Here is a 23,971-nt window from a genome sequence, read left to right as displayed (position 1 = left end):
ATCAGCGCGCGCACGCTGTTCAGGCTATTGAAGAAGAAATGCGGGTTGACCTGGGATTGCAGGGCGCGCAGTTCGGCATCCTTGGCCAGCACTTCCAGGCGCAGTGTTTCCGCTTCCAGCAGCAGCGCCTCGGCTTCCAGGCGCTGGTTGCGGCGCAGGGAGAGGGCGGCCATATAGGCGACATTCCAGGCCAGCATGATGCCGGTCCAGAACAGCAGCAGCATCAGGACCCAGCCCAGGGGCGGGATTTCCCATCCTGCCCCGGTGATCAGCTTGTCCATCGCCTGGTTGCTGGCCGTCTGCAGCACGCCCAGCACCGCCGTGGCGGCCAGGGCGGCTGGCCAGTCGAGCGGCTTGCCGCGGCTGTGCCGCAGGCGGCATATGCGGTGCCAGGCTTCCGTCAGCAGCAAGCCGGTCAGGCCGCACCAGGCGGCCAGGGGAAAATAGATGGTGCTCAGGCGGCTGAACAGTTTGATGAACAGGGCGGTGAACAAGGCGATGGCGGTCCAGCCAAGCACTTGCAACAGCCAATAGTAATGGGCGCGTTTCATGGGGGGCAGCATACCCCATCCGCGTCCACCGCAAGGCGCTGCCATGACGAACGGTTGAAATGCGTGATGGGTGGCGTCAGCAGCGGCGGTTCTGGCGATGCCGCATCAGCAGCGGATAGGCGAACCACATGCTGATCAGCAGGGTGAAGGCGGCCACGCCGCCGATGGCGCTGGCGCGGCTCGATTCGGTCACCATGTACAGCACCAGCGCAATGTCGAGCGAGAGGCCGGCCGCCAGCGGCGCCAGGGCGTAGCAGATGGCGCGCGAGCTGACCTTGATGGCGTGCTGCGACACGCAGCCCGGTTCGGCCAGGCGGTGGTAGGCGGCCGGCAGCATGACCAGCGCAATGGCGACCACCACCAGCGCCAGGGCGGCCACATGGCAGTCCTGGGCGTACAGCGGCAGGCGCTCGAAGCGGTCATTGAAGACGGCAATCGTCTGGAAGCCGAACAGGGCCTGGATACCGGGCAACATCATGCGCGCTTCTTCGATGATGCGGCCCATCTGCTCTTTCAGCGATTCTTCTACGCTTGGGTTGTCCATGGCGGCATTCTAGCGGGCTGCCGCGAGGGAGGGCGCGCGCCTAAATGCCGCCTTCCTCGCGCAGGCGGCGCCAGAGCGTGGTGCGGCTGATGCCAAGGTATTCGGCGGCGGCATCGCGCCGGCCGCCGAAGCGTGCCAGCACTTCGCGCGCGGTTTCGCGCAGGGCGGGGGCGGGCTGCCCTGCGGCGGGCGCGGCGGCAGGCGCGATGCGGCCCGGCAGCGGCAGCGCCAGCGCCGGCGCGGCGGCCAGTTCCGGCGCTACCCCGGCAACGAAATTCGGCGTCAGCGCCTGCAGCGGTTCGGCGGCCAGGAACAGGGCCAGCCGCTCGGTCAGGTTGCGCAGCTCGCGCACATTGCCCGGCCAGTCGTAGCGCAGCAGGAGCGGGGCGCAGGCCGCCAGCTCCGCCGCCAGGTTGGGGTGGGCGCGCGCGCCCAGGCTGGCCAGGGCCGTGCGCAGCGACCATTCGGCCAGCGGCAGGATATCGGTCGGCCGCTCGCGCAGCGGCGGCAGCGCCAGGCGCAGCACGGCCAGGCGGTAGAACAGGTCGGCACGGAAGCGGCCCTCGCGCACGCGCGCTTCCAGGTCGCAGTGGGTGGCGCTGATGATGCGCACGTTGACGGGAATCGGGCGGGTGCCGCCGACCCGCACCACTTCGCGCTCCTCCAGCACGCGCAGCAGGCGCGTTTGCAGGGGCAGCGGCATTTCGCCGATTTCGTCCAGGAACAGGGTGCCGCGGTTGGCCGCCTCGAACAGGCCGGCATGGCCGCCGCGCCGGGCGCCGGTGAAGGCGCCTTCCTCGTGGCCGAACAGTTCCGACTCGAGCAGCGATTCGGCGATGGCGCCGCAGTTGACCGCCACGAAAGGCCGGTTGGCGCCGCCCAGGGTGCGCGGCGATTCGCGGTGGATGGCTTGCGCCACCAGCTCCTTGCCGCAGCCGGTCTCGCCCTGGATCAGCACCGTGGCGGGCGATTTCGCATACAGGACCACGGCTTGCCGCACGCGTTCCATGGCTTCGGATTCGCCGCGCAGGTCGGCCAGGCCATGCTTGGCGCGCAGCGTGTCGGCCACCACCGGGCGCCGGTTGCGGCCCGTTTCCAGTTGCGCCAGGCGCGCCATTTCCAGCGCATCGTCAAAGGCCTGGCGGATCGAGGCGGCGGAGTAGACGAAGACGCCGGTCAGCCCGGCTTCCTCGGCGAGGTCGGTGATCAGGCCGGCGCCGACGATGGCTTTGACGCCGGCGGCTTTCAGCTCGTTGATCTGGGCCCGCGCATCTTCTTCCGTGGCGTAGGTGCGCTGGGCGATCGGCACGCCGAAGGTGGCGGCGAATTCGGCCAGCGCCGGCATGTCTTCCTGGTAGGTGATCACGCCGATGCGGTCCGACACCTTGCGTGCGCGTGCCAGCGCCTGCATGAAATCGAAGCCGCTGGCCTTGGCGATCACCACCGGCACGGACAGGCGGCCTTTCAGGTAGGCGGCGTTGGAGCCGGCCGCGATCACGGCGTCGCAGCGTTCAGTCGCCAGCCGCTCGCGGATGTGGCGCGCGGCTTCGTCGAAACCGAGGTTGATCGGTTCGATGTCGGCCAGGGCGTCGTATTCGAGCGTGATGTCGCGGAACAGCTCGGACAGGCGCGAGACGGAAACCGTCCAGATGACAGGCTTGTCGGCAGGGTCGAAGGGCAGGGGTGTGGAATGTCGCATGTTTCGCCTGAAACGTTTCAGTGTTTCAATCTGAAACATTATACTCTGGCGCACGTGTTGCAAGTGCTTGATTTTGCACGCCAGGGCTGGCTGGCACGGCGTTTGCAGTAAAGGCGGCAAACAACCTGTTTCTGAAAGGACACCATGAGCCAATACTCCGCCGGCGCCGCCTTCCGCAAGGCCGTGCAAGAAGAATCCCCACTGCAGGTGGTGGGCGCGATCAATGCCAACCACGCCCTGCTGGCCAAGCGCGCCGGTTTCAAGGCGATTTACCTCTCGGGTGGCGGTGTGGCTGCCGGTTCCCTGGGGCTGCCGGACCTGGGCATCTCCAACCTGGACGACGTGCTGACCGATGTGCGCCGCATCACCGATGTGTGCGACCTGCCGCTGCTGGTGGACGTGGATACCGGCTTCGGCGCTTCCGCCTTCAATGTGGCGCGCACCGTGAAGTCGATGATCAAGTTCGGCGCGGCGGCCATGCATATCGAGGACCAGGTGGGCGCCAAGCGTTGCGGCCACCGTCCGGGCAAGGAAATCGTCACCAAGGGTGAGATGGTGGACCGTATCAAGGCGGCCGTGGACGCGCGCACCGACGAGAACTTCGTGATCATGGCGCGCACCGATGCGCTGGCGGTGGAAGGCCTGGATGCGGCCATCGAGCGTGCGGTGGCTTGCGTGGAGGCGGGCGCCGATATGATCTTCCCGGAGGCGATGATTTCGCTGGATATGTATAAGCAGTTCGCGGCTGCGGTGAAGGTGCCGATCCTGGCCAATATCACCGAGTTCGGCTCGACGCCGCTGTTCACGGTGGAGCAGCTCAAGTCCGCCGATGTGGGGCTGGTGCTGTATCCGCTGTCTGCTTTCCGCGCCATGAATAAGGCGGCGGAGAACGTGTATACCGCGATCCGTCGCGATGGCACGCAGCAGAACGTGGTCGACACCATGCAGACCCGCGCCGAGCTGTATGAACGCATCAACTATCACGACTTCGAACAGAAGCTGGATGCGCTGTTCGCGGCTGCTAAGAAGTAAAACCCGGTAAACCTGGGTCAGACCCAAGGGTCTGACCCTGACCTTCCGGGGTCATCGAATATATTGAGGAGAGACTAACATGACCGAACAAGCCCCAGCATTCAAACCTAAGAAGTCCGTTGCCCTGTCCGGCGTTGCAGCCGGCAATACCGCGCTGTGCTCCGTCGGCAAGACCGGCAATGACCTGCACTACCGCGGCTACGATATCCTGGATGTGGCCAATACCTGCGAGTTCGAAGAAATCGCTTACCTGCTGGTGCACGGCAAGCTGCCGAACATCGCGGAGCTGAAAGGCTACAAGAAGAAGCTGAAGTCCCTGCGCGGCCTGCCGCAAGGCGTGAAGCTGGCGCTGGAAGCGCTGCCTGCCTCGGCCCACCCGATGGACGTGATGCGCACCGGCGTGTCCGTGCTGGGCTGCTGCCTGCCGGAGAAGGACGACCACAATATCGCCGGCGCGCGCGATATCGCCGACCGCCTGATGGCCTCCTTCGGCTCCATGCTGCTGTACTGGTACCACTTCAGCCACAACGGCAAGCGCATCGACGTGGAGACCGACGACGACACCATCGGCGGCCACTTCCTGCACCTGCTGCATGGCGAGAAGCCGTCCGAGAGCTGGGTGCGCGCGATGCACACCTCGCTGATCCTGTACGCCGAGCACGAGTTCAACGCTTCCACCTTCACCAGCCGCGTGATTTCCGGCACCGGTTCCGACATCCACTCCGCCATCACCGGCGCGATTGGCGCGCTGCGCGGTCCGAAGCACGGCGGCGCCAACGAAGTGGCGCTGGACATCCAGCAGCGCTACGAGAACGCCGATGAGGCGGAAGCCGACATCCGCAACCGCGTCGCCAACAAGGAAGTGGTGATCGGCTTCGGCCACCCTGTCTACACCATCTCCGACCCGCGCAACGTGGTGATCAAGGAAGTGGCGCGCAAGCTGTCGCAGGAAGCCGGCTCGATGAAGATGTTCGACATCGCCGAGCGCCTGGAATCGGTCATGTGGGAAATCAAGAAGATGTTCCCGAACCTGGACTGGTTCTCCGCCGTCTCCTACCACATGATGGGCGTGCCGACCGCCATGTTCACCCCTCTGTTCGTGATCTCCCGCACCTCCGGCTGGGCGGCGCACGTGATCGAGCAGCGTATCGACAACAAGATCATCCGTCCAAGCGCCAACTACGTCGGCCCCGAGGACCTGGCCTTTGTACCACTGAAGGACCGCAAGTAATCATGAACAGCCAATATCGCAAACAACTCCCAGGCACGAGGCTGGATTACTTCGACGCGCGCGAAGCGGTCGATGCGATCAAGCCAGGCGCCTACGCCACGCTGCCGTACACCTCGCGCGTGCTGGCGGAGAACCTGGTGCGCCGCTGCGATCCAGCCACGTTGACCGCCTCGCTGCAGCAGCTGATCGAGCGCAAGCGCGACCTCGACTTCCCATGGTTCCCGGCGCGCGTGGTGTGCCACGACATCCTGGGCCAGACCGCCCTGGTGGACCTGGCCGGCCTGCGCGACGCCATCGCGGAGCAGGGCGGCGATCCCGCCCTGGTCAACCCTGTGGTGCCGACCCAGCTGGTAGTGGACCACTCGCTGGCGGTGGAATGCGGTGGTTTTGACCCGGACGCTTTCGCCAAGAACCGCGCCATTGAAGACCGCCGCAACGAAGACCGCTTCGACTTCATCAACTGGACCAAGAAGGCTTTCCGGAACGTCGACGTGATCCCGCCGGGCAACGGCATCCTGCACCAGATCAACCTGGAGCGCATGTCGCCGGTGATCCAGGTGACGGACGGCGTGGCCTATCCCGACACCCTGGTCGGCACCGACTCGCACACCCCGATGGTGGACGCGCTGGGCGTGATCGCCATCGGCGTCGGCGGCCTGGAAGCGGAAACCGTGATGCTGGGCCGCGCATCCTGGATGCGCCTGCCGGACATCGTCGGCGTTGAGCTGACCGGCAAGCCGCAGCCGGGCATCACCGCCACCGACATCGTGCTGGCGCTGACCGAGTTCCTGCGCAAGGAAAAAGTGGTGTCGGCCTACCTGGAGTTCTACGGCGAAGGCGCCAGCGCGCTGACGCTGGGCGACCGTGCCACCATCTCCAATATGGCCCCGGAGTTCGGCGCCACCGCCGCGATGTTCTCCATCGACGCGCAGACCATCAAGTACCTGAAGCTGACCGGCCGCGACGACGAGCTGGTGGCGCTGGTGGAAACCTACGCCAAGCACACCGGCCTGTGGTCGGACGACCTGGCCAAGGTGGAGTACGAGCGCGTGCTGAAGTTCGACCTGTCGAGCGTGGTGCGCAATATCGCCGGCCCATCCAACCCGCACAAGCGCGTGCCGACCAGCGAGCTGGCCGCGCGCGGCATCTCCGGCGTGGTGGAAAACGAACCGGGCAAGATGCCGGATGGCGCCGTGATCATTGCCGCCATCACCAGCTGCACCAACACCAACAACCCGCGTAATATGATCGCCGCCGGCCTGCTGGCGCGCAATGCGAACAAGGCCGGCCTGCTGCGCAAGCCGTGGGTCAAGTCTTCGCTCGCGCCCGGCTCGAAAGCCGTCACGCTGTACCTGGAAGAAGCGGGCCTGATGCCTGAGCTGGAAAAGCTGGGCTTCGGCGTGGTGGCCTATGCCTGCACTTCCTGCAACGGCATGTCCGGCGCGCTCGATCCGGCGATCCAGAAGGAGATCATCGAGCGCGACCTGTACGCCACCGCCGTCCTGTCGGGCAACCGCAACTTCGACGGCCGCATCCACCCGTACGCCAAGCAAGCCTTCCTGGCCTCGCCGCCGCTGGTGGTGGCCTACGCCATCGCCGGCACCATCCGCTTCGATATCGAGAAGGACGTGCTGGGCCATGACGCAGCCGGCAAGCCGGTGACCCTGAAGGACCTGTGGCCGAGCGATGAAGAGATCGACGCCATCGTGGCCGCCAGCGTCAAGCCGGACCACTTCCGCAAGGTCTACATCCCGATGTTCGCGCGCAGCGAGGACGCCGGCGAACGCGCCGAGCCGCTGTACGACTGGCGCCCGCAATCGACCTACATCCGCCGCCCGCCGTACTGGGAAGGCGCGCTGGCAGGCGAGCGCACGCTGAAAGGCATGCGTCCGCTGGCGCTGCTGGGCGATAACATCACCACCGACCACCTGTCGCCGTCCAACGCGATCATGATGGACTCCGCAGCAGGCGAATACCTGCACAAGATGGGCCTGCCGGAAGAGGACTTCAACTCCTACGCCACCCATCGCGGCGACCACCTGACCGCGCAGCGCGCCACCTTCGCCAACCCGACGCTGAAGAACGAGATGGTGCGCAACGCGGACGGCAGCATCAAGGCCGGTTCGCTGGCCCGCATCGAGCCGGAAGGCCAGGTTACCCGCATGTGGGAAGCCATCGAGACCTATATGGAGCGCAAGCAGCCGCTGATCGTGATTGCCGGCGCCGACTACGGCCAGGGTTCCTCGCGCGACTGGGCCGCCAAAGGCGTGCGCCTGGCTGGCGTGGAAGCGATTGTGGCCGAAGGTTTCGAGCGCATCCACCGCACCAACCTGGTGGGCATGGGCGTGCTGCCGCTGGAGTTCAAGCCGGGCGTGAACCGCCTGACCCTGGGCCTGGACGGCACCGAGACCTACGACGTGATCGGCCAGCGCGCACCGCGCGCCACGCTGACCCTGGTAATCCACCGCAAGAATGGCGAGCGCGTGGAAGTGCCGGTGACCTGCCGCCTCGACTCGTCGGAAGACGTGTCGATCTACGAGGCGGGCGGCGTGCTGCAGCGCTTCGCGCAGGACTTCCTGGAATCGGCAAAGGCAGCGTAACCATGGCCCACAAACCGCAAATCAAGATTCCCGCCACCTATATGCGCGGCGGCACCAGCAAGGGCGTGTTCTTCCGGCTGCAGGACCTGCCCGAAGCGGCCCAGGTGCCGGGCGCGGCGCGCGACAAGCTGCTGCTGCGCGTGATCGGCAGCCCCGACCCGTACGGAAAGCAGATCGACGGCATGGGCGGCGCCACGTCGAGCACCAGCAAGACGGTGATCCTGTCGGCCTCCAACCGTCCAGACCACGACGTGGACTACCTGTTCGGCCAGGTCAGCATCGACAAGGCCTTCGTCGACTGGAGCGGCAACTGCGGCAACCTGTCGGCTGCCGTCGGCGCGTTCGCCATCAGCGGCGGCCTGGTGGCCCCGGCCCGCGTGCCGCGCGACGGCATGGCCGTGGTGCGCATCTGGCAGGCCAATATCGGCAAGACCATCATCGCCCACATCCCGATGTCGAACGGCGAGGTGCAGGAGACCGGCGATTTCGAGCTGGATGGCGTGACCTTCCCGGCGGCCGAAGTGCAGCTGGAGTTCATGGACCCGGCGGCCGAAGAAGAGGGCGCGGGCGGCTCAATGTTCCCGACCGGGAACCTGGTGGACGAGCTGGAAGTGCCGGGCATCGGCACCCTGAAGGCGACCATGATCAACGCCGGCATCCCGACCATCTTCGTCAATGCCGACGCTATCGGCTACACCGGCACCGAGCTGCAGGAAGCCATCAACGGCGATGCCGCCGCGCTGGCGAAGTTCGAGACCATCCGCGCGTATGGCGCGCTGCGTATGGGCCTGATCAAGGACGTGGGCGAAGCGGCCACGCGCCAGCACACGCCCAAGGTGGCCTTCGTCGCGCCGCCGGCCGGCTATGCATCTTCCAGCGGCAAGCAGGTGGCGGCCGGCGAGATCGACCTGCTGGTGCGCGCGCTCTCGATGGGCAAGCTGCACCACGCCATGATGGGCACCGCCGCCGTCGCCATCGGCACGGCAGCCGCCATTCCGGGCACGCTGGTCAACCTGGCGGCCGGCGGCGGCGAGCGCGAAGCGGTGCGCTTCGGCCATCCATCCGGCACGCTGCGCGTGGGCGCCCAGGCAACGCAGGAAAACGGCGAGTGGAGCGTAAAGAAAGCCATCATGAGCCGCAGCGCGCGGGTCCTGATGGAGGGCTGGGTGCGCGTGCCAGCCGAGTAAGCAAGGGCACCCGGCCAGCCGGCCGGGTGCATTTCTTGTCTCTCCAGATTTCTACAAATGCAAGCACAGGCTCATTGCAATCGTTGATCAAGCGCATCCAGCATGCGTACATCAGCCGCGCCGGCGCCGACCCTGGCCGTTTCGATAGCAATGCGAAGTCGCGGGCTACTTTCGGCGATGACCACGCCGGATACGGCGAGTGCATGAATGGTATCTAGCGCGGCTATCTGTACATCCCGTGTGCCGGCTTGCAGCAGCGTGAGTGAGATGGCGAATGCGCGCTTTGTATCGCTGATCTCGCTGAGCGCTTCTGCACACGCTACCTGCCACAGCGGCGGCCGTTCGAGCAGTATCTTCTCCAGCCCAGTCCAGTCCTCGTCGGAAAAATCCTCCAGCAATGCAATGGCGTCATCGATCCCGATATCCGACCAATAATTATCGAATTGCCTCACGCCTTGTAGAAGCTTGTCGTATTTGTTCACGTCCATGCTGAGGTGCGCCAGCCAGCGGCATCAGTACCCGGTGGCAAACGAAAGCCGTTGACGGGTTTAGCGCCCAATATCGTCCTCTTCGTCATCGTCGTAGAACTTGCCTGGAGGGCTATACTCGCCATCCTGAAGCACTGGACACCAGCCAAAGTTTGTGTCGAACATGGAAAGGTCGATGATCTTGTAAGCGCCCGGCTGGGCAGCTTCCAGCGTCACCATGCCGAATGTGTAGTGGGTGTACATGCCGCCAACACCCGAAATAACCCGTTCGTGGAGCAGCTTCCAGTCCCAGCCCTGAACTATCCCTGTCGCTTCAGGCAATGGATCAAGAAACTCGATCTCGAATTCCTTTGCTACCTTGCAAAAGCATGGGATGTTTTTTTGCCGGGTCATTTCTTCCGAAATGAGATTCTTCGGCAAATCAATATGCAGGTACAAACTCACTATTTTCTCCTTGGGACACTGACGTTTCGCGGCACGATGACCTCGCCGGTGAAATGCTGTTCAAACTTGCTGACGGGCTGGAAGTACTGCTTGCCGTGCGGATCGCGGATCGCCACAACACGTACGCCATTCCGCGTGGTGACACCGTCAACCACAACGTAGTGCAGGAAGCCCGGGGGATTGGCCTTGGGGTTATCCGCAATCACCGCCATGATTGGCACGCCTTTCGACGTATATTTTGCTACATCATTCACATTGCGGCCAGTCCATGCCATTGCTTTGACGTCCTCACTGCGGAACAACGAAACCATTCTTGGCATGGTAGTACCGCCCCCGGCCGGCGGTACCCGGCCGATCAGCGCGCCGACTTCGACCGGCTTGCCGAGGGTATCCATGATCATGGCCATCGAGTTCTGGCCGCAAGTTGGCTGCTGCCCCTGGTTCAGCAGCAGGCGGTCCGTATTCCTGGGCAAGCCTGTACCGGTAAAGGGATTTCGGCCCACGTCCGCATTCGGGTGTACATCGTCCCCTGGCCCTGCCGCCTTTGGCGAGACGGATGTCGGCTTCCAGAGGCCGGCGCCCTTGGCGCCCAGGAACCCGCCAAGCAAGCCGCCACCCAGCATCGACCATTTTTGGCCGTCCGAACCTTCGCCGAATATCTTGCCACCGACCCAGCCGCCACCCATCCCACCAAGGATGCCGCCTGCCAGCCCGCCGGCAGCAACGACAGGGCCTGCCAGTACGACTGCCGCCCCCGCACCGACAACGAACAGCGCTACGTGCACCCAGGTCGGCACCAGGTCTTCGGCGTGGATATCATCCGTCTGCACCGTATCGCCACCGATATTCACATTCGGTGAACCTTTGGTGATCGTCGCGCTACAGGTCGTCTTGTCATCCACGCGCGCGGCCGGCCAGCCGTTGATGAACACCTTACCGCTGCCGGTCGCCACCTTCTCCGTATCGGTGTGTTTATCGCACTTGGCCGTGTCAAGGTGGGCGCGGATGGCACGCAGGCCGTTGGTGTACACATTCGGCGAACCCGTGGTGGTGATGTTGCCCACTTCTTCCTTCGGCGCCCAGCTCATGGTGCTCATCACCTCGCCGATTCCGCCACCAGCCGCCGCAGCGCCGCCAATAATGGCGGCGGCAGCCAGGCCGCCTGTACTGACGACGGCAACCGCTGTCACGGCAATCGCCGCAGCGGCGATGAGGCCGCCGAGCAGCCAGCTCATGGTGGGGCTGTGACCGATCGGGTCGTTCAGCCTTGCCGCTGCTTGAGCCATGGCTAGCGTGCCTGCTGCTCAAGGAAGCTGCGCACCGCGTCGAGATGTGGAAGGCCGGGGATATCCATCGGCGGATCGTAGATGGCCGCCAGGTGCAGGTTGTCGAGCAGGGTTGTCGCCTCGGGATCGGGATCGGCTGCAAGCTGGTACATGCCTGTATTGCGCAATCCCGGATCGTAAGAGTTGGGCGCCGTGAAATGCGGCTGCAGCCGATTGCCGGCGGCATCGAAGAAGGCCCAGGTTTCGAGTTCAACTTCGCGTGGATCGGTCTTGCGGCAGGCCTCGCCCTGGCTGGCGAAGACGTGCAGGCTGCGCCGGCGCGCGGACAATGCAAAGGTGTACGGATGGGAGGCAACCAGCGCCTTGCGTTTGGGCGCGGCTGCCGCCGCGCTCAAGGGAGTGCGAAGGGTCATGCTCGCGAGAAGGCCATCGAATGCTGCATTCCATTCATCGGTGAAGGCGTTCAGACAGGTGGCCGCTACCATCATGGCCTGGCGGGTGCCGGGCGCCGAACCTCCCACCAGCACAATGGCTTGGCGCTGGTGCATGAAGTTCCCGTCCTTGCGCCAGCTATAGGCCAGCTCGATCGCAGGCGAACCGCCGACCTGGCACTCCTTCAATCCCCGCAGTTGAAAGCGGGGCAGGGCGCGGCCCAGTTCCTGCCGCAAGCGGTCGCCGAAGTCGGCCAGACTTTCCTCCTGCTGCACGTCGGCATGTGTGATGACGACACTGAACTCGCTTGGTCCGTCGTCCCGCATCACGAACATGTGCATTGATTTGTCTTTGAGCGGCGCTGGCAGATCGAAGGTAGCGCTATTGGTGTGGTATTGCATGGTTGTCGCTTCCTACTTGTTCAGGTCGATACGGTCGCTGCCGATGATGTCGACATGCTTGCCCTGGATGGTGATGGTGCCGTCGGCGCGCAACTCGATCTTGCTGGCGCCGACCTGCAGCGTGATGTCGGTGCTGGCTGTCAGGTGGATGTGCTGGGTGGCCGACTTGATGTCGACGTATTTGCTGGCGTCCAGCGCGGCGTGCTCGGTTTCCGCCTTGAGCAGGACGTGCTTTTTGGCGGTGGCGGCGATATGCTCGGTCTCGGCCTTCAGCTCGACGTGCTTCTTGGCCGTGACGGCCGCATGCTCGGTCTGCGCCAGCAGCTCCACCTGCTTTTTCGCGGTAAGCGCGATATGTTCGGTTTCCGCCGTCAGCGCGATGTGCTGCCTGGCGCGCAGGTCGATGTAGGCCGTTTCAGACACCATCTCGATCTGCTGCTTGACAGTGTTGCGCTGGTAGCCCTGGGTCACCGCATTGGTCTGGTGCGGGCCGTTGACGGTGGTGGCCTGGGCGTTCTGCACGGTGGTGACCATGTCCTTCTGCGCGTGGATGTTGATCAGCTCCTTGCCTTTGGAGTCGTGGATCACCATCTCACTGAAGCCGCCGCCGCCCGGCGTGGAGCGGCTCTTGAAGCCCATCATGTGGGCGCCGTCGGGCAGGGCGTAGGGCGCCGGCTGGTCGGCGTTGAACAGGCGGCCGGTGCAGACCGGCCGGTCCGGATCGCCTTCCAGGTAGTCGATCAGCACTTCCTGGCCGATGCGCGGGATGGAGATGGTGCCCCAGCCCTTGCCGGCCCAGGGCTGCGAAACGCGGATCCAGCAGGAGCTCGAAGCGTCGCGGCGGCCGTAGCGGTCCCAGTGGAACTGCACCTTGATGCGGCCGTACTGGTCGGTGTGGATTTCCTGGCCCTTGGGGCCGACCACGGTGGCTGTCTGCGGGCCGGGCATGCGCGGCGGCCGGTGCGCGCGCACCGGGCGGTAAGGGATCTTGCGGCGGATCGCGCTGAAGCTGTTGCGGTACACATCCTCCTGCCCGCTGGCGAAGTAGTTGTTGCGGCAATCGAGCCGCACGCCGATCACCAGGAAGTCGTTATCCTTCTCGTCCGTCACGTCGAACCAGTGGTGGCCGAGGAGCTTGAAGCTGTGGCCCGGCGCCAGGCCGCGGCAGTCGGACTCGCCGGCAAACACCTTGGCCTGCCACTCCAGCACTTCCAGCCGCAGCTGGGCCTCGCGCTCGCCGCTGTCGCGGTCCTTGTAGGAGAAGGCTGGATTGCCGTCGTAGACTTCCAAAGTCGGCACCTCGCCCTGGCGCGCAGCGGTCGGCAGCTCCACATACTGCACGGTGTTGGGCGATTTGAAGTCGAAGGTGTTGAGCGCGACCTTGGTCGGCTGCAGCACGCGCCGGGCGGTGAAGGCGGTGACGGCGTCGCGCTCGTGCCAGCGGTTGCCTCCGTTGAACTCTACCTCGGCGTGGGCCGCCTGCGGCGGGCAGAAGCTGCTGTCGCGCGAATCGTCGCTGATCACCATGACGTGGCCTTCGGCGCTGTGCTCGAAGTAGTAGAACAGTCCGTATTTCTCCATCAGGCGGCTGACGAAATGCTCGTCCGTCTCGTCGTACTGCACGATGTAGTTCTCCGGCGCGTAGCGGCGCGCGGTGCGGAACTCGTAGGCGGCCAGGCTGCCGTAGTCGCCGCCGAAAATCTGCTCCAGCACATCGAGCACGCTGGCGTCCTGGAAGATGCGCGAATTGGTGCGGCGCTGCAGGAAGGCCAGCCAGGGCACGATTTCGGCGTGGTAGAAGGCGAAGCCGCCGTCGGCATGGGAAAAGCCGAAGACGTTGACGTAGCCGTTGACGTAATGCTCGCTGCCGTCGGCCAGGCGCACGCCGACGCTGACGTTCTTGCCGAGCAGGTCCTGCAGGTTGATGCTGGAGCTCTTGGACAGCAGGCGCAGCGTGAAGCGGTAGGGTGCCGACAGCGACGCTTCGCCGCACAGCGACTCGACCAGCAAGGCCTGCTCGCCTGCCAGCGGGCCATAGAAGCGCAGCAGGCGGCTGCCTTCGTGGAAGCCGGCGAATGGCGCGCTGCCCGCGGCCAGCTGCGGCGGCGCCAGGTGCGGCTTCACCGGCGCCGGCGCGAAGTCGGGCGCGGGCGACATGAAATCCGCGATGGCCAGGCCGGCCAGCGGGTGTTCTTCGATTTGCAGCGCCTTGGCCGCAAGCGGCACTGCCTCGGGCGGCAGTTCGGCTTTGGCGGCCAGGTCGGCGGCGACGGGTAACACGGCATCGGCCAGCTTGCCGGCCAGCGCCGGGGCAGCGGCAGCCTCGCCCTGGGGCGGCGGCGCCAGGGCTGTCCTGCCATCGAGTGGACCAAACGACATTCGGCAACTCCTATCAACGTGCAAGTACTTGCTAAATAAGCAAACTTGCCGAAGATAGCAAACTGCGCGGAAATCCCACGCACAGTTGGGCGCGGGCCGGAATGGTTGCTGCACTGCGGAAAAAGAGCATGTTTTTGTTGTAACAAGGCCCCTCGGCCGTGGCTTTTCTTTGAGCAGGCAGTTTTGTACGCTATGATCGTCCGGATACCTCGTGAACCCGGCGTACATGAATTCTGTCTCGAGTACTGTGGAAGTAGTGGCACATGCGTTGCAGCTGTTCGGCATGCCCGCCTGCGCGTGCGATGCCGACGGCGTGGTATTTGCCTCGAACGAGGAATTCGGCGCCCTGCTGCAGGCCGACCCGCGCGGCCGCAACATCCTGGAAGTGTTTGCGCGCCACGTGCGCGCCGAAGCCAGCGCGCAGCTGCATGCGGCCCTGGTCGATTCCGCCGCCTTGCCGCATATGGCGCCGCGCACCGCCCCCAAGTGGGATAGCGTGCTGACCAACGCCAGCGGCAATTACGTGGCCGTGCAACTCACCGTCAAAGCGCTGCCGGGCGGACTGGAAGGCGGCGCCACCGTCATCTTCAACGACATCAGCAGCGCCCAGCGCGACCAGCGCGCGCTGCGCAAGGCCATGCTGGAGCAGCAGGCCATCCTGGAGAACGCTGCCGTCGGCATCATCCTGGCTAAGGGCGGGCATATCGTCGAATGCAATATGCGCGCGGCGGAGATGTTCGGTTATGCGCGCCATGAGCTGGAGGCGGCGCCCAGCGCCGTGCTCTATCCGACGCTGGAGGAAGCGGAACGCGTCCGCAACGAATACTTCCCGCTGCTGGAGCAGGGCCAGTCGATCGCGGTGGAACTGCAGCTGCGCCGGCGCGATGGCTCGCTGTTCTGGTGCCGCACCAATGGCCGCGCGCTCGATCCGACCGACCCGCGCGAAGGCGTAGTCTTCATCCTGGAAGACATCAACGAGCAGCGCACAGCGACGGAAGCGATGGGCCGCCTGCTGCTGGAGCAGAAGGCAATCCTGGACAATGCCTCGGTCGGCATCCTGTTCACCAAGAACAGCGAGATCCTGACCGTCAACCCGCGCATGGCCGATATGTTCGGCTACACGCAGGAGGAAATGCGCGGGCGCCAGGCCTCGCTATTGTTCGAGCACCCGGCGCAGCATGCCGCGTTCGGCCTGCAGGCCGGCCCGCGCCTGGCGGCCGGCCAACTGTTCGAGGTGCGCGAATGCCAGCTGGTGCGCAAGGACGGCAGCGTCATCTGGTGCCGTGTGCGCGCCAAGGCGGTGGACGAAGAGCATAACCAGGGCGGCACCATCTGGATCCTGGAAGATGTGACGGTGTCGCGCCAGACACAGATGGAAGTCGAAGCGATCATGACCAACGCCTCGATCACCATGCTGTTCACCAAGAACCGCATCATCACGCGCTACAACCGCGGCTTCGCCGACATGTTCCGCTACCAGGGCGACGAGGCGCTGGGCATGCCGGGGCGCTCGATCTACCCGGACGACGAAACCTATGCGCGCGTGGGCGCCATCGCCGGCCCGCTGCTCAGCCAGGGCAAGCATTTCCATTGCGAGACGCTGATGCGGCGCAAGGACGGCAGCGATTTCTGGGCGCAGCTGATCGGCTATGTGGTGAACCCGGAAGACCCGACCCAGGGCACGATCTGGATCATCGAAGACCGCACCGCGCAAAAGCACGACGAGGAATCGCTGCGCAACGCGCTGCTGGAAAACCAGGCCATCCTGGACAGCGCGGTGATGGGCATTTCCGTCTGCGAGCAAGGGCGCAACCTGCGCTGCAACGCCAAGATGGAAGAACTGTTCGGCTATGCGCCCGGCGAGATGGCGGGTGTCAGCGTGCAGACCTTCTACCCCGACCTGGCGGCCTGGGATGCGGCGCGCAAAGCGACCGAGAAGGACTTCCTGGCCGGCCACGCCAGCTCCTACGAATACCAGCTGGTGCGCAAGGACGGCAGCCGCTTCTGGGCGCGCCTGTCCGGCCGCCCGTTCGACATGGCCGACCCGAAAGGGCGCTCAGTCTGGCTGATCGACGACGTCACCTCGCGCCGCGAAGCGGCCGAAGCGGTGCGCCGCGCGCGCGACGAGCTGGAAGTGCGGGTGCTGGAACGCACCGCCGAACTGGCCGGCGCCAACGCCCAGCTGCAGGCCGAGATCGTGGAGCGGCGCCAGGCCGAAGCGCGCGTGCACCACATGGCTTACCACGACAGCCTGACCGGCCTGCCCAACCGCGCGCTGCTGGCCGACCGCCTGGACCGCGCCATGCTGGCGGCGCAGCGCTCGGAGCGCCGCCTGGCCGTCATGTTCATCGACCTGGACCGCTTCAAGACCATCAACGACTCGCTCGGCCACATGACCGGCGACGCGCTTCTGAAGGAAGTGGCGGGGCGCCTGGTAGCCGCCGTGCGCGCCAGCGATACGGTGGCGCGCCTGGGCGGCGACGAGTTCGTGGTGCTGCTGCCGGGCATCCGCAACACGGAAGAATCGAGCCACGTCGCGCAAAAGATCATTGACACGCTGTCCGAGCCGATCCCGCTGGAAGGGCGGCTGCTGCACATCACACCGTCGATCGGCATCTGCACCTACCCGGACGACGGCAACGACGTGGCATCGCTGATGCGCAATGCCGATGCGGCCATGTACCACGCCAAGGCATCGGGCCGCAACAACTACCAGTACTTTAACGAAGAGATGAATACGGCGGCGGCGCTGCATTTCGAAATGGAGAGCAGCCTGCGCTCGGCGCTGCAGCTGGGCCAGTTCGAGCTGCACTACCAGCCGATCATGGACATCGCCACGCGCCGCCTGGCCACGCTGGAAGTGCTGCTGCGCTGGCGCCGCCCGTCGAGCGGGCTGGTGATGCCGGACCAGTTCATCCCGCTGATCGAAGAAAACGGCCTGATCGTACCGATCGGCGAATGGGTGCTGCGCCGCGCCTGCGAGCAAAGCATGGAATGGCAGCGCCAGGGCATGGCCCCGGTGCCGCTGGCGATCAACCTGTCGGCGCGCCAGTTCATGCACCGCGGCCTGGTCGATTCCATCCGCCGCACGCTGGACGAAACCGGTATCGACCCGGCGCTGATCGAATTTGAAATCACCGAAACCGCGCTGATGCAGCACGGCGAGCAGACGCTGGAAATCCTGGGCCAGATCAACGCCATGGGCATCCGCCTGTCGATCGACGACTTCGGCACCGGCTATTCCTCGCTGGCCTACCTCAAGCGCTTCCCGGTGCGCAAGATCAAGATCGACCGCGCCTTCATCAAAGACCTGGAAGAAAGTGCGGAAGACCGCGCCATCGTGGCCGCGATCATCGCGCTGTCGGACAGCCTGCAGCTGTGCGTGGTAGCGGAAGGGGTGGAGACGGAAGGGCAGTTCCAGCTGCTGCGCCAGCAGGGCTGCACTTACGCCCAAGGCTATCTGTTCTCGAAACCGGTGCTGGGCGTGCGCGCCCAGCTCATGATGGAGAAAAAAATGGGGACGGAAAAAATGGGGACGTACCCCATTTATTGAGAACTACCCAATAAATGGGGTACGTCCCCATTTTTTCCGTCCCCATTTTTTTTAAGCGCCGAGGGTGGCGATTACGGGGGCGTGGTCGGACGGCTGCTGCCACTTGCGCGGGGCGCGGTCGATCACGCAGGAAACGCAGCGTTCTTTCAGCGGCGCCGACAGCAGCACGTGGTCGATGCGCAAGCCTTTGTTCTTCTGGAATCCGAGCATGCGGTAATCCCACCAGGAGAAGGATTTCTCCGGTTGCTCGAACAGGCGGAAGGAGTCGTGCAGGCCGAGGTCGATCAGCGCTTGCAGGGCCGCGCGTTCCTTGTCGGAGCAGAAGATGTCGCCTTCCATGGCCGGGTCGTGGGTGTCGCGCACGTGGGGCACGATGTTGTAGTCGCCCAGCACGGCCAGTTGCGGGTTGCGCGCGATCTCTTCGCCCAGCCAGTCGCGGAAGGCCGCCATCCAGCCCAGCTTGTAGACGTATTTGTCCGAATCGAGCGCCTGGCCGTTCGGCACGTAGGCATTGACGATGCGGATGCCGTTGATGGTGGCAGCCACGATGCGCTGTTGCTCGTCCGGATAGTGCGGGTTGTTCTTGACCACATCTTCCATCGGGTGGCGCGACAGGATGGCGACCCCGTTGTAGGTTTTCTGGCCGTTGAACACCACCTGGTAGCCCATTTCCTCGATTTCCTTGACCGGGAACTTGTCGTCGGTGAGCTTGGTTTCCTGGATGCATAGCACATCCACCGGGTTTTCACCCAGCCATTTCATAACGTGCGGCAAGCGAACGTTCAATGAGTTAACATTCCAAGTGGCCAATTTCATAACGATCTTTCAAGTTGCGTGGGCGCTGATCTTAACAATACTTGCTACGGTCTGTGAAGCTGTCGTTTTTGAGTCATGGAATGATTCTGCGGTGTCATCAAAATTGCGAAATCCTGTAGCAAAAAGGGCGCACCGTAAAAATAATTTCCAATAGTGCTTCAAAGTTATCAGATTGGTACTAAAATTACGCTATCAACAACCGTAAACGTAAGTAGTCACAACAGGTTGGTATCGAAGTTGTTTCCGCGAAGCTGGGTATTTTTGCTTATTTGCAACGGGCGGAATGTTGTCCTGCGTCAATAAGTGGTAATATAGGGAAACTAATTCCGATTTAACAGGCACTGCAAACTAAAGGAATAACATGCGATCTGCATTCGAAGCATGGGCGCAGAAGGACGGTCAGATCGTCCGTCGGCGCGAAGACAAGCCAGACGAGTATCTGGTCTATGAAACGCAACGCCGCTGGCTGATTTGGCAAGCGGCGCTGGAACATGGCAAGTCGCCAGCAGGCCGCAAGTCGGCCAAGGAAGCGACTGCGGCACGCGCCGCCGTCGCCCAGCGTCCAACTGCCATGGCAACAGCCGATGCCGAAGTACGCAACCAGGTCTTGAACGAAGTCCTCGATGCGTTCCAGGGCATGGGGGGCGGCAATGGCATGGATGACATCCTGAACGTCATCCAGGGCCTCAAGCAGAAAAAAGCCCAGTCGGGCGAATGAGTCTGCCTGCATGCCATCCAGGCTGAGCCGAGTCACGTTCGCTGCGCTTGCCGCAGCGGCGCTGGCCGGTTGCGCGACCCTGTTCGATTCGACTGAGCAGACGGTACTGGTGCAGACCGTGCTGGACCACCAGCAGGTGTCGGGCATCGGTTGCGTCCTGTCGAATAACAAGGGGCGCTGGTTCGTCACTTCGCCCGGGCGGGTAACGGTGCACAAAAGCACCGAGCCGCTCGTGGTGGACTGCCGCCGTGAGGATGTCTGGGCCTTCGATCAGATCGATGCGCGCCAGAACGCTTCGCGTTGGGGCAACATCATCTTTACCCTCGGTGCGGGCCAGATCGTCGACAAGCAGACTGGCGCCGGCTTTGACTTGCCATCCACGCTGACAGTGATCCTGCAGCGCGGCGAAGGCGCGGCGGCACGCGGGGCGCCAGCCCAGCAGCCGCAACCCACCACGATCTACTGATCTCTTCCAGCCTGTCGCAGTGCCTGCGCCAGGCTGCTTTCCGCACGTTGCCAATCGAGCGTCCATCTACGAGGCGAAGGCTGCCTGAAGCGCCTTGGTATGGACTGTGCATTGCGCGCTGAACCTGGCACAGAAGCCAGCCAGCGCCTGCTCGTCGATCGTGACGGAACCGTCGTCCGCAAGCGCCCAGGCAATCGTCATGGTATGGAGCTTGAGCGATTTCCCTTCCGGCGCAAGGTAGTTTGCCAGCGCTGCCTGTTGCGGCTCGAAGTCCGGCCGCAGGCGGCCTTTCGCTTGCAGCGCTTCGACCAGGTTTTTCGCGGGGGCGTTGTCTTTGCGTGGTGGCAGGTACAGTTTCAGTTCGATGTCTTGTTGGACGTTGCGGAACTCCGCGTGGTAGCACAGGTTCCAGCTCCCGCCATGCTTCAACGGCGCCAGGTTTTCCCAGGCTTTCGGTACAAACTGCACCGATAGCGTGTTGTTGCTGCTTTCCGTGAGAATCGAGAAGTCGTTTCGCGGCGCCAGGTGTTGGCTGACGGTCTTCCAGACCAGCAGCGCCGAGGGGTCCAGGACGGCGGCCATGCATTTGCGCAGCAGTGATTCATGCTGCCAGAACGTCCGATCGCGCGCGCTGGCACTCCAGCCACGCACATCGCGCAGTGCCTTGCTTTGCCATTTCAGCCTGCGCAGGACGGGTGCGGCTGAGGGGCTGTTCGCGAAGGTGGAGATCTTCTGCGCCAGTTCGCTGCCGCTGTCGTCAGCGGCGAAGCGCAGCAGGTGCTGGTAGTCCTGCAGGAATTCTTTCACGCGCGTCCCAATGTCGGCTTGCAGCGTCGCGTCCAGGGCGCTGGCCACTGTCGCACCCCAGAGCACGTTGACCCATTCGTCGCAACCTTGCGGCTCGTCTTCGTTGATGGTCAGATAAAGCATCAGCAAGTCCGCGTTCTCGAAGCGTCTTTTGAGATGCGCGGCATACGCTTGCAGCTGGCCTGGCGCCTGCTTGCTGCCGATCTTTGCTTCGATTGCCACTGCCCAGGGGCGTCCGTTCGCGCTCCGCCCCTCGACCAGGACATCGAGCCGATTGCCGCTCTTTTTCTGGAGAGCGCCGAAATCGTCTTCCTGCTCAAGGGCTGGCCAGTCTGCCTTCTGGCGCGTGGAGAGCGGAACCTCGCGCGAAACGTGGGCGCAGCTCGCCTGGGCATTCTCTGCGCTGAACTGGCCGAACCCGGGCAGCCGCCGCAGGAAACTGTTCAGGAACACATCGCCCAGCTGGTGCGATCCGCGTGGGTCAAGCAGCCAGGCCAGGGTGGTGGTGTGGCGGATCTCCTGCCTTTCGGCACGCATGACGCGGAATGGGGAAAAACGATTCCATTCATCGAGTAGCGTTTTGAACTCATTGCTCGCACACAGGTGTTCCAGTTCATTATCCAGTCCGAGGTCATGCATCTTCATGTATGTCGCGCCTTACTGTTTGAAAAATTTCCAGATGCGCACCATGGCCAGCGTGTCGAGGTGGCAGTAATCGAGCAGCTGGCGGCGGATCGTTGCGCGCCGCTCCGGGCTGGTGCCGGGGGCGCAGGCTTCGAGGTAGGCGTCCATCGCGGCGCCGCCGTGCTGCACGCCCTCCAGCGCGTCGTAGCGCAGGTCGGGCGCAATGGCTGGCAGCAGCTGCTTGATGCTCCAGCTGCCCTGTTGCGAGGGATGGTAGTAGTAGCGCTGGGCGATCGGGTAGAGGTCGATGATGCGCGCCTGGATCGCTTGCAGCGGCGCCGCCAGCGCGGCAAAGCGCTCGGCCAGCTCTTTGATGCGGGCGCGTTCAAAGCCGGCGTTATAGGCGTAGATCGGGCCGGGGCGGTCGCAGGCCGCCACCAGCGCCTGGGCAAAGGCCCATGAGGGGTCGTCGCCGGACAGGTCGAGGAATTCCTTGTGCAGGCAGGGTTCGCCGCGTTCATCCAGCCAGTGCAGGCTGAATTGGAAGGGGATCATCTGGTAGGGGCGGGTGCCGGCCCACACCGGCACGGCAAAGCGGATGGTTTCGAAGTCGAGGAAGCCGGCATGCAGCGGATGCGGCGCCAGCTCGCGCGCGGCGCCCGCCGCGTCGAAGTAGGCCTGGCCGGACAGGGTGGCGTGCTTGACCCGTTGCTGCTGTTCGTTCAGCAGCGCATCCGGCACATCGCGCATATCGCGCGCACCGCCGTCGATACAGGCGCGCAGGGCTTTGGCGGTGGCGCGCGGCAGCCAGCTGACGGGATGCTCGGTCGGCGGCTCTGTGCCCGCGCAGTGCGCAGCGAAGCCGCATGGCCAGGGCGTCGTGCACTGGCGGCCCGGCCGCAGCATCGGCTCATCCGGCAGCGCGGCGATGGCTTGCGCGGCCGCGATCCAGGCTGCCACGTCGCCGCTGCGGGCCTGGGCTGCGTGGCTGGCGTCCTGCTCGACCAGCAGGCCGCGGTAGTCGCCGTAGCCGGGATAGGTCCAGCTGCTGTCGATGTGGGCGATGCTGATGCCGTCCAGCTGCAAGCCGGCGGCGCGGGCGATGGCGGCCTGGATGGCGACGTCGTCCAGGTAGTAGTCCTTGACCTCGGTGGATGATTTGACTTCGACCAGGCGCCAGCCTTGCCCGCCGCCGTGCGGCAGCAGGATGTCGGCATACGACAAGGCGCCCAGCGCGGCGAAGCCCGCTTCGAACAGCGGGCGCCGTTCCGGCAGCCGGGCCTGGGTGGCAGCGAGGCTGGCCGCCACGCCGTCGCGCATGGGGTCGAACATGTGGCCAAGGCCGCGCGGGTCGTACAGGCGGCGCGCCAGCTCGCCGACCAGGTGGCCGGCGGCGAAGTTGGCCTGGCTGCCCGGGGTATCGTGGCGCAATTCGGGCCGATAGAGCTCCAGCCAAAGCCTGCGCTGGCACTGGCGGAACGCCAGCAAGCGCGATTTCGAAAGTTGGACCAAGCTGACTCCTGGTTACAATGTCAGCTGGATTGTACTAAAAATTATAACGATATGGCAAAGGCTTAGGTGAGCAGGGCGATCAGCGCCTTGTCGTTGGCATGCGTGGCGACGTCCAAGAGCTGCGCGCGCGGCACCAGGTGCACGGCTTGCGTCTCCCAGCCCATGGCCGCCGGCGTGCCGCCGACGCGGCGCGCGCGGTAGTAGCGGGTGAAGGTCTGGCTGCGCGCGGAGTCGGCCAGGAAGCCGGTGATGGCGACCTGCAGGCCCGATTCTTCGAACGCTTCGCGGATCGCGCTGGCCTGCAGGCTGAAGCCCGGCTCCACGCGGCCTTTGGGGAAGGTGGCCTGGTAGCCGCCGAACTGGTTGGACGGCGCCACCAGCCAGATGCGGCCGTCATCCTCCTCGATGGCGACGCCGGCAGCGGCGGCTTTACCCGGCGGCAGGATGAAGGCCGGTTCCTCGATGCGGGCCTGGCCCGCCACGCTGGCCCAGCCCTCGTCGCTGGTGGGCGCGTCGTGCCAGGGCGCGAAGGCGAGGCCGGACAGCGCTGGCGGCAGTGCGCCTTGCGGCAGCACGGTGGCGCGCAAGCCGGGCTGCAGCCAATGCTCAACCGGCGTGGGGATGGAGGGGGTACGGATGACGACGGGGCGGCCCTTGTCGTCGGGGTGCGGGTGGTAGCAGGTCATGCCTGCATCATACATTGCCGGAAAGTAAAAAGGGCGGGATTGCTCCCGCCCTTACTGGCTTATGCGCGGCTGATCAGGAAGTTGGTCAGCAGCGGTACCGGACGGCCGGTGGCGCCTTTGGCGGCGCCCGATTTCCAGGCGGTGCCGGCGATGTCGACGTGCGCCCATGGATACTTGCGGGTGAAGTTTTCCAGGAAGGCAGCGGCGGTGCAGGAGGCGCCGCCTGGCGAGCCGATATTGGCCAGGTCAGCGAAGTTGGACTTCAGCTGCTCGTTGTACTGCTCGCCGATCGGCAGGCGCCAGGCGGTGTCGCCGGTGGCTTTGCCGGAGGCCAGCAGGGCGTCGGCCAGGGCATTGCCGGCGTCGTCGTCGCGCGCGAAGATGCCGCTGTTGTGGTGGCCCAGGGCGACGATGCAGGCGCCGGTCAGGGTCGCCACGTCGATCACGGCGGCCGGGTTGAAGCGCTCGGCGTAGGTCAGCGCGTCGCACAGGATCAGGCGGCCTTCGGCGTCGGT

19 protein-coding genes and 1 pseudogene are annotated in these 23,971 nt (G+C 64.6%); 7 read left to right on the top strand and 13 right to left on the bottom strand.

All coding sequences use genetic code 11. The features are described 5' to 3' along the window. The 3 genes from ACE3TQ_RS22370 to prpR form a co-directional block, all read right to left on the bottom strand. Nucleotides 1-551 (bottom strand): histidine kinase (locus ACE3TQ_RS22370; RefSeq protein ID WP_374585152.1); only part of this gene is annotated, 551 nt, incomplete at its 3' end. Nucleotides 552-627: 76 nt separating this feature from the next. Continuing rightward, a complete protein-coding gene (locus tag ACE3TQ_RS22365; RefSeq protein ID WP_374585150.1) occupies nucleotides 628-1,095 on the bottom strand; it encodes a DUF6328 family protein in 468 nt (155 codons plus the stop codon). Nucleotides 1,096-1,135: 40 nt separating this feature from the next. Continuing rightward, entirely contained in the window at nucleotides 1,136-2,794 is a 1,659-nt protein-coding gene (gene prpR / locus ACE3TQ_RS22360; RefSeq protein WP_374585148.1) for a propionate catabolism operon regulatory protein PrpR, read from the bottom strand. 144 nt (nucleotides 2,795-2,938) lie between these two features. On the opposite strand from prpR, the gene prpB reads away from it, so the two are divergent. From prpB to prpF, 4 genes are all read left to right on the top strand, one after another. Continuing rightward, complete coding sequence (gene prpB / locus ACE3TQ_RS22355; protein ID WP_374585146.1) at nucleotides 2,939-3,826, top strand: methylisocitrate lyase; 888 nt, start codon at nucleotides 2,939-2,941, stop codon at nucleotides 3,824-3,826. 79 nt (nucleotides 3,827-3,905) lie between these two features. Further along, nucleotides 3,906-5,057, top strand: coding sequence for a 2-methylcitrate synthase (gene prpC, locus ACE3TQ_RS22350; RefSeq protein WP_374585144.1), 1,152 nt, complete (start codon nucleotides 3,906-3,908; stop codon nucleotides 5,055-5,057). 2 nt (nucleotides 5,058-5,059) lie between these two features. After that, complete coding sequence (gene acnD / locus ACE3TQ_RS22345; protein ID WP_374585142.1) at nucleotides 5,060-7,657, top strand: Fe/S-dependent 2-methylisocitrate dehydratase AcnD; 2,598 nt, start codon at nucleotides 5,060-5,062, stop codon at nucleotides 7,655-7,657. A 2-nt stretch (nucleotides 7,658-7,659) separates the two neighbouring features. Further along, complete coding sequence (gene prpF, locus ACE3TQ_RS22340; RefSeq protein ID WP_374585140.1) at nucleotides 7,660-8,844, top strand: 2-methylaconitate cis-trans isomerase PrpF; 1,185 nt, start codon at nucleotides 7,660-7,662, stop codon at nucleotides 8,842-8,844. 71 nt (nucleotides 8,845-8,915) lie between these two features. Here prpF and ACE3TQ_RS22335 read toward each other — a convergent pair whose 3' ends face one another. From ACE3TQ_RS22335 to ACE3TQ_RS22315, 5 genes are read right to left on the bottom strand one after another with little or no spacing between them, the layout of a single operon-like run. Beyond that, nucleotides 8,916-9,332 (bottom strand): hypothetical protein, encoded by a 417-nt coding sequence (locus tag ACE3TQ_RS22335; protein WP_374585139.1) that lies wholly within the window; start codon nucleotides 9,330-9,332, stop codon nucleotides 8,916-8,918. Nucleotides 9,333-9,392: 60 nt separating this feature from the next. Continuing rightward, the gene (locus tag ACE3TQ_RS22330; RefSeq protein ID WP_374585137.1) at nucleotides 9,393-9,776 is read right to left on the bottom strand and encodes a hypothetical protein; all 384 of its coding nucleotides are present in this window, start codon (nucleotides 9,774-9,776) and stop codon (nucleotides 9,393-9,395) included. Continuing rightward, nucleotides 9,776-11,011: a PAAR domain-containing protein gene (locus ACE3TQ_RS22325; RefSeq protein WP_374585135.1), complete on the bottom strand. Its 1,236-nt coding sequence runs from the start codon at nucleotides 11,009-11,011 to the stop codon at nucleotides 9,776-9,778. The genes ACE3TQ_RS22330 and ACE3TQ_RS22325 overlap by 1 nt, the downstream gene beginning before the upstream one ends. Before the next feature lie 53 nt (nucleotides 11,012-11,064). Then, nucleotides 11,065-11,895, bottom strand: a complete 831-nt coding sequence (locus ACE3TQ_RS22320) for a DcrB-related protein (RefSeq protein WP_374585133.1) — start codon at nucleotides 11,893-11,895, stop codon at nucleotides 11,065-11,067. A gap of 12 nt (nucleotides 11,896-11,907) precedes the next feature. Beyond that, entirely contained in the window at nucleotides 11,908-14,274 is a 2,367-nt protein-coding gene (locus ACE3TQ_RS22315) for a type VI secretion system Vgr family protein (protein ID WP_374585131.1), read from the bottom strand. Nucleotides 14,275-14,530: 256 nt separating this feature from the next. On the opposite strand from ACE3TQ_RS22315, the gene ACE3TQ_RS22310 reads away from it, so the two are divergent. Next, nucleotides 14,531-17,827: an EAL domain-containing protein gene (locus tag ACE3TQ_RS22310; protein WP_374585129.1), complete on the top strand. Its 3,297-nt coding sequence runs from the start codon at nucleotides 14,531-14,533 to the stop codon at nucleotides 17,825-17,827. A 51-nt stretch (nucleotides 17,828-17,878) separates the two neighbouring features. Here the strand turns inward: ACE3TQ_RS22310 and xth are convergent, their stop codons facing one another. After that, a complete protein-coding gene (xth, locus tag ACE3TQ_RS22305) occupies nucleotides 17,879-18,643 on the bottom strand; it encodes an exodeoxyribonuclease III (protein ID WP_374585127.1) in 765 nt (254 codons plus the stop codon). 361 nt (nucleotides 18,644-19,004) lie between these two features. Between xth and ACE3TQ_RS22300 the strand changes: the two genes are divergently transcribed. Further along, on the top strand, nucleotides 19,005-19,361 hold the full coding sequence (locus tag ACE3TQ_RS22300; RefSeq protein ID WP_374585125.1) for a hypothetical protein: 357 nt from the start codon (nucleotides 19,005-19,007) through the stop codon (nucleotides 19,359-19,361). A 10-nt stretch (nucleotides 19,362-19,371) separates the two neighbouring features. Continuing rightward, on the top strand, nucleotides 19,372-19,827 hold the full coding sequence (locus ACE3TQ_RS22295) for a hypothetical protein (protein WP_374585123.1): 456 nt from the start codon (nucleotides 19,372-19,374) through the stop codon (nucleotides 19,825-19,827). A 66-nt stretch (nucleotides 19,828-19,893) separates the two neighbouring features. Here the strand turns inward: ACE3TQ_RS22295 and ACE3TQ_RS22290 are convergent, their stop codons facing one another. The 4 genes and pseudogenes from ACE3TQ_RS22290 to ACE3TQ_RS22275 form a co-directional block, all read right to left on the bottom strand. After that, nucleotides 19,894-21,279: a PD-(D/E)XK nuclease family protein gene (locus ACE3TQ_RS22290; RefSeq protein WP_374585121.1), complete on the bottom strand. Its 1,386-nt coding sequence runs from the start codon at nucleotides 21,277-21,279 to the stop codon at nucleotides 19,894-19,896. A 12-nt stretch (nucleotides 21,280-21,291) separates the two neighbouring features. Further along, the gene (locus tag ACE3TQ_RS22285) at nucleotides 21,292-22,770 is read right to left on the bottom strand and encodes a DUF2779 domain-containing protein (RefSeq protein ID WP_374585119.1); all 1,479 of its coding nucleotides are present in this window, start codon (nucleotides 22,768-22,770) and stop codon (nucleotides 21,292-21,294) included. 62 nt (nucleotides 22,771-22,832) lie between these two features. Next, complete coding sequence (locus ACE3TQ_RS22280; protein ID WP_374585117.1) at nucleotides 22,833-23,456, bottom strand: NUDIX domain-containing protein; 624 nt, start codon at nucleotides 23,454-23,456, stop codon at nucleotides 22,833-22,835. Between the two features lie 59 nt (nucleotides 23,457-23,515). Next, nucleotides 23,516-23,971 (bottom strand): annotated as a pseudogene (locus ACE3TQ_RS22275) (leucyl aminopeptidase); the annotation flags it as partial.

This window comes from Pseudoduganella sp. (assembly GCF_041914865.1).
Lineage (GTDB): Bacteria > Pseudomonadota > Gammaproteobacteria > Burkholderiales > Burkholderiaceae_D > Rugamonas.
This window is presented reverse-complemented; position numbering and strand designations above follow the sequence as displayed.

Bases quoted from the DNA above. Each gene is read 5' to 3' on its own strand.
- ACE3TQ_RS22365 (WP_374585150.1), bottom strand. From the start codon at position 1,095: ATGGACAACCCAAGCGTAGAAGAATCGCTGAAAGAGCAGATGGGCCGC.
- prpR (WP_374585148.1), bottom strand. From the start codon at position 2,794: ATGCGACATTCCACACCCCTGCCCTTCGACCCTGCCGACAAGCCTGTC.
- prpB (WP_374585146.1), top strand. From the start codon at position 2,939: ATGAGCCAATACTCCGCCGGCGCCGCCTTCCGCAAGGCCGTGCAAGAA.
- prpC (WP_374585144.1), top strand. From the start codon at position 3,906: ATGACCGAACAAGCCCCAGCATTCAAACCTAAGAAGTCCGTTGCCCTG.
- acnD (WP_374585142.1), top strand. From the start codon at position 5,060: ATGAACAGCCAATATCGCAAACAACTCCCAGGCACGAGGCTGGATTAC.
- prpF (WP_374585140.1), top strand. From the start codon at position 7,660: ATGGCCCACAAACCGCAAATCAAGATTCCCGCCACCTATATGCGCGGC.
- ACE3TQ_RS22335 (WP_374585139.1), bottom strand. From the start codon at position 9,332: ATGGACGTGAACAAATACGACAAGCTTCTACAAGGCGTGAGGCAATTC.
- ACE3TQ_RS22325 (WP_374585135.1), bottom strand. From the start codon at position 11,011: ATGAGCTGGCTGCTCGGCGGCCTCATCGCCGCTGCGGCGATTGCCGTG.
- ACE3TQ_RS22320 (WP_374585133.1), bottom strand. From the start codon at position 11,895: ATGCAATACCACACCAATAGCGCTACCTTCGATCTGCCAGCGCCGCTC.
- ACE3TQ_RS22315 (WP_374585131.1), bottom strand. From the start codon at position 14,274: ATGTCGTTTGGTCCACTCGATGGCAGGACAGCCCTGGCGCCGCCGCCC.
- xth (WP_374585127.1), bottom strand. From the start codon at position 18,643: ATGAAATTGGCCACTTGGAATGTTAACTCATTGAACGTTCGCTTGCCG.
- ACE3TQ_RS22300 (WP_374585125.1), top strand. From the start codon at position 19,005: ATGCGATCTGCATTCGAAGCATGGGCGCAGAAGGACGGTCAGATCGTC.
- ACE3TQ_RS22295 (WP_374585123.1), top strand. From the start codon at position 19,372: ATGCCATCCAGGCTGAGCCGAGTCACGTTCGCTGCGCTTGCCGCAGCG.
- ACE3TQ_RS22290 (WP_374585121.1), bottom strand. From the start codon at position 21,279: ATGAAGATGCATGACCTCGGACTGGATAATGAACTGGAACACCTGTGT.
- ACE3TQ_RS22280 (WP_374585117.1), bottom strand. From the start codon at position 23,456: ATGACCTGCTACCACCCGCACCCCGACGACAAGGGCCGCCCCGTCGTC.